The organism is Dietzia maris (assembly GCF_014144855.1).
GTDB lineage: Bacteria > Actinomycetota > Actinomycetes > Mycobacteriales > Mycobacteriaceae > Dietzia > Dietzia kunjamensis.
This window is the reverse complement of sequence record NZ_JAALDN010000297.1, coordinates 1-8,765: the sequence shown is the minus strand read 5'-3', so window position 1 is coordinate 8,765 and position 8,765 is coordinate 1. Positions and strand designations below refer to the sequence as shown.

Sequence of the window (8,765 nt, the reverse complement as noted above, 5' to 3'; positions counted from 1 at the left end):
GGCACGGTGTTCGATCGGGGCACGGTGTTCGACCGGTGATCGGGCTGGCCTACCTGGCGGTCCAGGTCATCTCGTTCGCCGGCATCCTCGTAATCGACCACCGTTGGAAGCTCGCGGCGTTCCGCGCGCCGGCCGCGACCGCACTCGCCGTGACCGCGGCGGTGGCGTTGCTGCTCACGTGGGACGTCCTCGGGGTGCGCAGCGGGGTGTTCTTCCGCGGCCAGACCGACTTCATGACCGGCCTGCTGGTCGCGCCGGAGATCCCGCTCGAGGAGGTCGTGTTCCTCGCGTTCCTGTCGCACCTCGCACTGGTGTGCGCGACGGGCGTGGTCACGGCCGTCGAGCACATCTCGCGGCGGCGGGGCGCGCGGTCCGGCGGCGCACGGTCCGGCGGCGCCCAAGACAACGGGGCCCAGAACGACGGCGCGCAGAACGGCGGGGCCCAGAACGGCGGAGCGCAGAACGACGGGGCGGGGGCCCGGCCGTGAGCATCTACTCGACCATCAACGCCACCATGGCCATCCCGGTGGTCGCGGCCGCCCTCATCGCGCTGTGGCGCCTGCGGGGGCCCGAGCGCCGACGCTGGCTGATCGCGGTCGGCGGCTCCCTCGTGGTGCTGCTCGTCCTCACGGCGATCTTCGACAACGTCATGATCTCCGCCGGACTCGTGGCCTACGACGACGCGCTGACCAGCGGCATCCGCCTGGGCGTGGCCCCCATCGAGGACTTCGCCTATGCCGTCGCCGTGGCCGTGTTCATGCCCTCGGTGTGGTTCGTGCTCACCGCCCGGCCGCGGGCCGGTGCCGTGGCGGGCAGTCCGACGGTGTCGGGCCGGGGGGACGTGGCGTTGGCGGGCACCCCGGAACCGGGGGAGGACGACGACGACAAGGTCCGCACCCCCGAGCGGCCCGCGACGCCGGGTCTGCTCACCACCCTGTTCTGGTCGTCGCGCCCGGTCTCGTGGGTGAACACCGCCGCCCCGTTCGCGCTGGCGTACTTCCTGGCCACGGGCGGCTTCGACCTGCTGGGCGGGATCGGCACGCTCTTCTTCCTGGTGCCGTACAACCTCGCGATGTACGGGATCAACGACGTCTTCGACTACGAGTCGGACCTGCGCAACCCCCGCAAGGGCGGCGTGGAGGGGTCGGTCCTCGAGCGGTCGCGGCACACGGCGACGCTCGTGGCCTCGGCCGTGACGACGGTGCCGTTCCTGGTCTACCTCGTGGTGGTCGGGACGCTGGAGTCGTCGCTGTGGCTGGCGGCGAGTGCGTTCGCGGTGATCGCCTACAGCGCCAAGGGGCTGCGGTTCAAGGAGATCCCGTTCCTGGACTCCGTCACCTCGGCGTTCCACTTCGTCTCGCCGGCGATCGTCGGGTGGACCATCGCCGGCGCGGACCTCGGCGGCGGGGTGTGGGCGTGCCTCATCGCGTTCATGCTGTGGGGCGCGGCGTCCCAGGCGTTCGGCGCCGTGCAGGACGTGCGATTCGACCGCGAGGCGGGCCTGAAATCGGTCGCCACAGTGCTCGGTGCCCGGGCAGCCGTGTGGTTCGCGCTGGCCTGCTACGCCGCGGCGGTGCTGGTGCTGCTGATCGCCGCGCCGTGGCCGGCGTCGGGGGCGGCGTTCGCGATCCTGCCGTACCTCGCCACGGTGGCCGCCTACACGCGGGTCACCGACGCCACCGCCGAGGCGACCAACGAGGGCTGGAAGCGCTTCCTGGTGCTCAACATGCTGGCCGGCTTCTGCGTCACGCAGCTCATCCTCTGGTCGGTGCTCGTCTGGGCGTGAGCCCGCGCCGCCTCACCGGCTGATTCGGCCGACCGGGCCGGGTCAGCGCTGGACGCGCTCCAGCCACCGCCGCGACGGCGGGCTCGACCGCCAGTTGAGGAAGATCGTCCGGAATGCCCGCGAGAAGCGTCGCCGCATGGCCGCGGGGTCGTCGAAGGGTCGGGCCGAGATCCCCACGGTCAGGGAACGGTCGACCAACAGGCGGTCGTCGGCGCCGAACTGGAACGACAGGTCGATGTCGTCGTGCAGTTCCGGGTCGGTGCGGTTGACCCCGTCGCGCACCCGCTCCCAGGCGCTGCGGCGCATCGCCAGGTTCGAGCCGAACAGGACGGGGTGGGCCATGGCGGCGCCGACGGAGACGAAGAACGCGTCCATGTAGAGCAGCTTCGCGGCGCGGGCCCGCCACCCCTCCAAGCCGATGAACTCGCCTGGGCCGGAGATGGCCACGAGTTCGGGATCGGCGGTGAACGCGGCCTCGATCCGGGCGAGCCACCCGGGTCCGGGCCGGGAGTCGGCGTCGAGTCGGGCGATGATGTCGCCCGTCGCGGAGTCGTAGCCTGCCGCGGCCGCTGCGGGGATGCCCCGCACGGGCTCGACGGCCACCCGGACCCCGATCCGCGCATCCGCGGCCAATGCCACCGCGACGCTGTCGTCCGAGCACCCGTTGTCCACCACCACGACCTCGTCGGGCAGCCGCGTCTGTGTGGCGAGGGAGGCCAGGGCGCCCTCGAGTTCGCGGGCGTCGTCGAGGACGGGGATCACCACGGAGATGCGCACCCGGCCATCCTGCCAGCGGGCCCGGCGGGACAGCGCCCCACCGGGCGATTTGTGCCGCGTTCGGCCGTGTGTGTAATCTGCTAAAGGCTTACGCGCCAAGCGGTTGGGTGACCAACAGCGAAGCGCGGCCCGCCCCCTTAGCTCAGTCGGCAGAGCGTTTCCATGGTAAGGAAAAGGTCGTCGGTTCGATTCCGACAGGGGGCTCGCACTGTGCGGGGCGGCTCGATCGTCCGACTGGCAGGGCATGCCGGTGTAGCTCAGCTGGTTAGAGCGCACGACTCATAATCGTGAGGTCGGGGGATCGAGTCCCCCCACCGGTACTCTCAACACGAAGGCCGCCCGCTCGCCGCGGGCGGCCTTCGTCGTCTTCTCGACTCCTACGGCATCAGGGTCTGATCACACCCGGCTCACGTCCCGTGCTCCGGTCCCGAGGACGAGGTCCCCCGCGTGTCCCGGGATCCCGGTTCCGTCCTTCTCGAGGGTCGGCCGCAGGAGGAGCATCGCGATCGCGATCACCGCGAGAACGGACACCTCGTGGACCAGCATCCCGATCGACATGGTCACGCCCCCGAGGAACAGCCCGGCAAGAAGCGCGGCAACGGTCACCAGGGCGATGGCGATGTTGAGTCGCATGGTGCGGACGGTCCGCTTGGCCAGGGAGAGCGCGTACGGGAGCCGCGGGAGCCTGTCCGCCATCAACGCGATGTCGGCGGTTTCGATCGCGGCCGGCGAGCCGGCGGCTCCCATCGCCACCCCGATGTCGGCCAGTGCCAATGCAGGGGTGTCGTTGACCCCGTCACCGACCATGGCCACGGTGTGGCCGCGGGACTGCAGCTCGCGCACGATCTCGACCTTGTCCTCCGGCATGAGCTCGGCACGGATCTCGTCGACCCCGAGTTCGGCGCCGACATTACGGGCCACCCGCTGGGCATCGCCGGTCGCCATGACGACCCTGATCCCTGCGTCGTGCAGTGCCCTGACCGCTGCCGGGGCGTCGTCACGGATGGTGTCGGCGACGGTGACGATCCCGACCGCCCGTCCGTCGACCCCGACAAACATCGCGGTCCTGCCCTGGTCGTTGAGTTCGAGGATCCGTGCGTTGTCAGGCCGGTGGTCGAGTAGATCCGCGGAGCCCACCGCGACCACTCGGCCATCCACCTCGGCGCGGATGCCCTTGCCGGCGACGGGCTCGGCCGCTTCGACCAGGTCGATCTCCAGTCCCGCCTCCCGGGCACCCGAGATGATCGCCTCGGCGAGCGGATGCTCGGACGCGGTCTCGGCTCGGGCGGCCAGCCTCAGGACGTCCTCACGCGAATAGTCGTCGTCGAGCACGTCCACGTCGGTCAGGACCGGCCGACCGTTGGTGAGGGTGCCGGTCTTGTCGACGACGACCGCGTCGACCCGGGCCGCACTCTCGAGGTACTCGCCGCCCTTGATGAGAACACCGTCCTTGGCGGAGCGGCCGATCCCGGCGACGATCGACACGGGGATCGAGATCACCAGGGCGCCGGGGCAGCCGATCACCAGGAGGGTGAGCGCGAGCTCGATGTTGCCCATGGTGGCGACCAACGACCAGGGGATCAGGGCCACCACCAGCGCCGAGATCATCACGGCGGGGGTGTACCAGGTCGAGAACCGTTCCATGAAGGTCTGGGTGCGGGCCTTGTCGTCCTGCGCGTCCTCCACCCGGTGGACGATCCGGGCGAGGGTGGTGTCGGCACCGATGCCGACGGCCTCGATACGCAGGACTCCCGACCGTAGCCAGGTGCCGGCGAACACCTCGGAGCCCTCGGACTTCTCGGCCGGGACGGACTCGCCGGTGATGGTGGCCTCGTCCACGCCGCCGTTGCCGGAGAGCACCCGGCCGTCGACGGGGACCTGCTCCCCGTTGCGCACCAGCACGAGGTCGCCGGGTTCGAGTTCCCAGACCTCGACGGTCTCCGGCTCGCCGTCACGAAGGATGGTGGCGGTCTCGGGCGCCGAGTCGACGAGGTCGGACAGGGCCCGGCGAGTGCGGTTGAGAGTCGCCTTCTCCAGGGCCTTGCCGAGGGCGAAGAGGAAAGTGACCGCCGCAGACTCCCAGTAGTTGTCGATGAACATGGCCCCGACGGCGGCGACCACGACCAGCAGATCGATCGAGATCATCCGGATCCGAAGCGCCTGAACCGCCGAGACGGCGATCCGGTAGCCGGCCACGAGAGCGGCGATGATCATCAATCCGTCCGCCACCGCGTCGGCCGAGGTGAGTCGGCCGACGAGCCACGAGGCGACGATGAGCAGGCCGGAGGCCGCCACCACGCCCCAGGTCTTCCACGATTTCAGCATTGTCCTGTCTCCTTCGGTCGCCGTCGTGCGGTCGGTGTCGTCGCGTCAGAACGCCGACGGCTTGACCGCGTAGCCGACCTCGGCGACCGCTGCGACGAGATCACGTACCGAGACCTTCGCGGGGTCGTAGTCGACCAGTACTCGTCCGGAGGCGAACTTGACCTCCGCGGACTCGACACCGTCCAGACCGTTCAACTTGTTCTCGATCTTCGCGATGCACGACGGGCACGAGAATTCATCCGAACGCAGAACGATGCTCTTGACCTGTTCGCGGACACTCATGGTGATCCCAGCTCCTCTACGGTTGCTGTTCCTCGGGGGAACGGTGCACGTTCCTTACGTGCATCTCCGAACCTAGGAGCAACCGGAGAAGACTTCCTTGACGCCAATCAATCAACGGGAAAGCGGCGCCGACCAGTTAATCGCCCGCGATCAGCCTCTCGAGTGCGGCGCGGTCGAGGACCGAGACCCATTCGCGGCCGGAGTCGATGACGCCCGCCTTCTTCATCCGCGCCATCGCGCGCGAGGCGGATTCCACTGTGGTGCCGGCCATCCCCGCAATGTCGTCGCGGCGCAGTCGGACCTGGAGGAGACTCGAGCCGTCCCGCTGGAGGCTTCCGAGCTTGCGGTCGAGGTGCCGCAGCGTCGAGCCGACCCGCTGCTCCACCGACTGCGTGGTGTGCCCGATCTCCTGTTCCCGGGCCTGCGCGAGCCGATCCTGTTGCATTCGGATCAGGCCCAGGGCGAGGCTCGGGTGGTCGCCGACCACCTCCGCCAGCGCGTGAGCGGGCAGGAAGAGCGCACAGGTCGTCTCCATCGCCCAGGCGGACTCGGTCGCGACGGCAGCCTCCGTGTGCAACGGCCCCACGGTGTCTCCGGGGGCGGCGATGTCCACGGTGAGCTCCCGGCCATCGGCGGTGTCCCGGGTAACCCGCGCGCGGCCGGAGACGACGAGATACGAACCGGGGATTTCATCCCCGGCGAGCACCATCGGATCGCCCTCAGCCCAGGACCAGGCGGTCAGGTGCCCGTTGAGGTCGCGCCGGTCATCAGGTGAGAGCTCCCGGGTCAGTGGGGCATCGGCTAGTACCCGCAGCCGGGTCTCGTCCGAGCAGGAGTGCGGGTGTGCGCAGTTGCGCCGAACCGGGTTTCGGGACATCGGTGCAGCGATTCAGTTCGAGGAGTGCAGATGGGTAGAGACCACCCGGAAGTCTCCCGCGCGGGCGAGGGCCTTCTCGATGATCGCCGGGTCCGGGCGGACCGTGTCCGGGTGTTTGACGTACAGCTGCGCGTGTTCGGCCCCGGTGAGTTCGAAGGTCGCCTGGCCCAGTCCGTGCTCGGCGAAGATGTCGTAGAGCGCCTGGAGGGCCTTCTTGACGTCCCTGTCGTTCCGGACGCCGCTGACCTCGAAGCGGCACGAGACGATGTGGGACACGTCAGATCCTTCCGTTGAACGCCTGCAGCGCGGAATCCTCGCGGGTCCCGCCTCGGCCGTCACCGTACTCCGCGTAGTCGGCTATCCACCGGATCGAGCGCACCCACTTGACGTGCTTGTAGCCGTGGTTTGACTCCACCCGCAGGCGGGCGGGGGCGCCGAGGTGCGTCTCGAGAGGGGTTCCGTTGCGCTCGTAGGCCAGAATCGTGTCGTCCTCGTAGACCGTGTCGAGGCCGAGTACCGCGTAGAACGGCTCCCGCGGCCGGTTGTCATACATCTTCTGGGCCAGACCGTAGGAGTCGATCAGCACGTAGTGGGCTCCCTCCGGCTGGGGGCCGAGGACCTCGAGCAGATCCCGCAGTCGTACGCCGGTCCACCGGGACGTGGCGGACCAGCCCTGCATGCAGGTGTGCACCGCTACATAAGAGGTGCGCGGCAGCTCCGTGAGCTCGTCCAGGGCCAGGGTCTTCTCGGCGCCCGAGAGGTCGTCGCCGATGGTCAAGGAATAGCCGCGCCAGGCATCGTCGCGAGCCTCGACCCACTCCGGCGACTCGTCCTCGGTCGGCGGCAGGCCGTTGGTCCAGTGGAACTCGGAGATGTCGTCGTCGGTGTAGGTGTTCTGCCGCCCCATCCGCGGTCGCATCCGGTTGAGGAAGAGGCGGCGGCCGATCTCGGACACCCCGGCGGTGAACCGCTGCGCCCGGGCGCGGTCGGCCAGCGACCAGTAACTCAGGGCGATCCAGAACAGGACCACGGCCACGACGGTGGCGATCGTGATGGTGAAGGCCTGGGCGGATCGTGCCGTGTCGGTGGTGCCGAACACCATGTGCACGACGTTGTGCTCGGCGTGCACCAGGAACACCAGCCCGACATGCATGACGATGAACGCGGAGATGAGCACCATGAGGATGAAGTGCAGCGACCGGGCGCCCTGGTGGCCGCCCCAGAGCTTGACGTACCAGGGGAACCGCGAGCGCACCGCCGGCGCCATGGCCACGCCGGTGAGGATGAGCAGCGGAGCGAGGACGAAGATGACGGCGGTGTAGGCCAGCATCTGTGCGGCGTCATACGGGTCGAAGTGTTCGATCGCCGGAGCCCGGAACCCGAGGTACATCCGGATCGACTCCCACGCCTCGCCGAACACGCTCCACGAGGTGGGGATGATGCGGCGCCACAGTCCGGTCGCGAACAGCAGCACCACGTACACCAGGCCGTTGAGCACCCACAGCATCACCGAGATCCCGTGCCAGTGCCGGCCCAGCCCGATGTTCTCCCGACCCGGTAGGCCGATCAACGGTGACAGGGATTTCTCGTCCATCAGGGAGGTGTACACGCCCTCCTCCCGTGGCAGTTTCCGGCGGGTGAAGCGCAACCACTCGGTCCCGGGCTTGCAGTCGTTGCGCCACCACAGTCGCGGCATCGAGGACAGGATCTCCCAGCCCGAGCGGAGCAACATGCCGATCAGGATGAAGTTGATCAGGTGGGAGGCCCGTAGCCACAGCGGGAAATCAGGGTTGATCACGTCAGTTCAGACTCCAAATGTCGAGCGGGGATACATGGCCTCTACATCGGTTATCACGTTCACCAGGTACGGCACGCCGCTGGCGAACGCCCGGTCCAGCGCCGGGCCGATCTGCGCGGGATCGGTGACCATCTCGCCGGCCCCGCCGAGGGCCTTCACCACCTCGTCGTAGCGGGTCCGCGGCGCGAGGTCGGCGATCACGTCGTAGCCGTAGAGCATCTGCATGGGGCCCTTCTCCAGGCCCCACGCCCCGTTGTTGCCCATCACCATCACCACGGGCAGTCGGTGCCGGACGAGGGTGTCCACGTCGATGAGGGAGAACCCCGCAGCACCGTCGCCCAGCAGCAGGACCACCTGACTGGACGGTCGGGCGATGCGGGCCGCGATGGCCGCGCCCAGTCCCGCGCCGAGGCACCCGAACGGGCCGGGGTCCAGCCAGTTGCCCGGCCGGGCGGGTTCGATGAACTTGCCGGCATAGGAGACGAAGTCGCCGCCGTCGCCGATCACCACGGCGTCCTCGGCCAGGCGCGGCAGCAGCTCGCCGTAGATCCGCGCGGGATGGACGGGGTCGGCCGAGGCGCCCAGGAGCTGCAGGTCGGCGGCGTGGGTGGCATCGGACTTCTCCCGCAGCGTGGTCGCCCAGGTCGACCAGTCCGGGCGCGCCGCCCCCGATCGGCGCTGTACGGCCTCGACGACCGCGTCCAGCACGAGCCCCAGGTCGCCCGCGGTGGCCACGGCCGGTGACGCGTGGTGGCCGAGTTGCCCGGGGGAGTCCGCGATGTGCACCACTTTCGCCGGCGTCGCGCCCTCCTTGCCGCCGAACACCCCGTAGCCGAGCCGGAAGTCCAGGGGCGTGCCCACGACGAGCACCACGTCGGCCGCGCCGAACGCCGTCCCGCGCGCCTTGGTCACCAGTAGCC

General features: G+C 69.4%; 9 protein-coding genes and 2 tRNA genes. 4 read left to right on the top strand and 7 right to left on the bottom strand.

The features are described from left to right. Together G6024_RS10165 and G6024_RS10160 are read left to right on the top strand one after the other, a co-directional pair. On the top strand, window positions 1-488 hold a 488-nt coding region (locus tag G6024_RS10165), incomplete at its 5' end, for a lycopene cyclase domain-containing protein (RefSeq protein WP_235027851.1). Next, entirely contained in the window at window positions 485-1,786 is a 1,302-nt protein-coding gene (locus G6024_RS10160) for a C(50) beta-cyclic carotenoids biosynthesis protein LbtBC (protein WP_338122139.1), read from the top strand. The genes G6024_RS10165 and G6024_RS10160, both read left to right, overlap by 4 nt. Before the next feature lie 42 nt (window positions 1,787-1,828). On the opposite strand, the gene G6024_RS10155 is transcribed toward G6024_RS10160, so the two are convergent. Further along, window positions 1,829-2,563 carry a glycosyltransferase family 2 protein gene (locus G6024_RS10155; RefSeq protein WP_067716838.1) on the bottom strand — a complete coding sequence of 245 codons (735 nt, stop codon included), beginning with the start codon at window positions 2,561-2,563 and terminating at the stop codon, window positions 1,829-1,831. A gap of 131 nt (window positions 2,564-2,694) precedes the next feature. Here G6024_RS10155 and G6024_RS10150 point away from each other — a divergent pair. Both G6024_RS10150 and G6024_RS10145 read left to right on the top strand, forming a co-directional pair. Further along, window positions 2,695-2,767, top strand: a tRNA-Thr gene (locus G6024_RS10150). A gap of 42 nt (window positions 2,768-2,809) precedes the next feature. Continuing rightward, window positions 2,810-2,883, top strand: a tRNA-Met gene (locus G6024_RS10145). A gap of 76 nt (window positions 2,884-2,959) precedes the next feature. On the opposite strand, the gene G6024_RS10140 is transcribed toward G6024_RS10145, so the two are convergent. From G6024_RS10140 to G6024_RS10115, 6 genes are all read right to left on the bottom strand, one after another. Further along, the gene (locus tag G6024_RS10140) at window positions 2,960-4,885 is read right to left on the bottom strand and encodes a heavy metal translocating P-type ATPase (protein ID WP_227022234.1); all 1,926 of its coding nucleotides are present in this window, start codon (window positions 4,883-4,885) and stop codon (window positions 2,960-2,962) included. Between the two features lie 48 nt (window positions 4,886-4,933). Beyond that, complete coding sequence (locus G6024_RS10135; protein WP_067716832.1) at window positions 4,934-5,170, bottom strand: heavy-metal-associated domain-containing protein; 237 nt, start codon at window positions 5,168-5,170, stop codon at window positions 4,934-4,936. A 136-nt stretch (window positions 5,171-5,306) separates the two neighbouring features. After that, window positions 5,307-6,047: a Crp/Fnr family transcriptional regulator gene (locus G6024_RS10130; protein WP_082923936.1), complete on the bottom strand. Its 741-nt coding sequence runs from the start codon at window positions 6,045-6,047 to the stop codon at window positions 5,307-5,309. Window positions 6,048-6,059: 12 nt separating this feature from the next. Beyond that, window positions 6,060-6,323 carry a hypothetical protein gene (locus G6024_RS10125; RefSeq protein ID WP_067716829.1) on the bottom strand — a complete coding sequence of 88 codons (264 nt, stop codon included), beginning with the start codon at window positions 6,321-6,323 and terminating at the stop codon, window positions 6,060-6,062. A 1-nt stretch (window position 6,324) separates the two neighbouring features. Next, a complete protein-coding gene (locus G6024_RS10120; protein WP_159148629.1) occupies window positions 6,325-7,845 on the bottom strand; it encodes a molybdopterin-dependent oxidoreductase in 1,521 nt (506 codons plus the stop codon). Between the two features lie 6 nt (window positions 7,846-7,851). After that, window positions 7,852-8,765: thiamine pyrophosphate-dependent enzyme (locus G6024_RS10115; RefSeq protein WP_235027850.1), on the bottom strand; the 914-nt coding region annotated here is incomplete at its 5' end.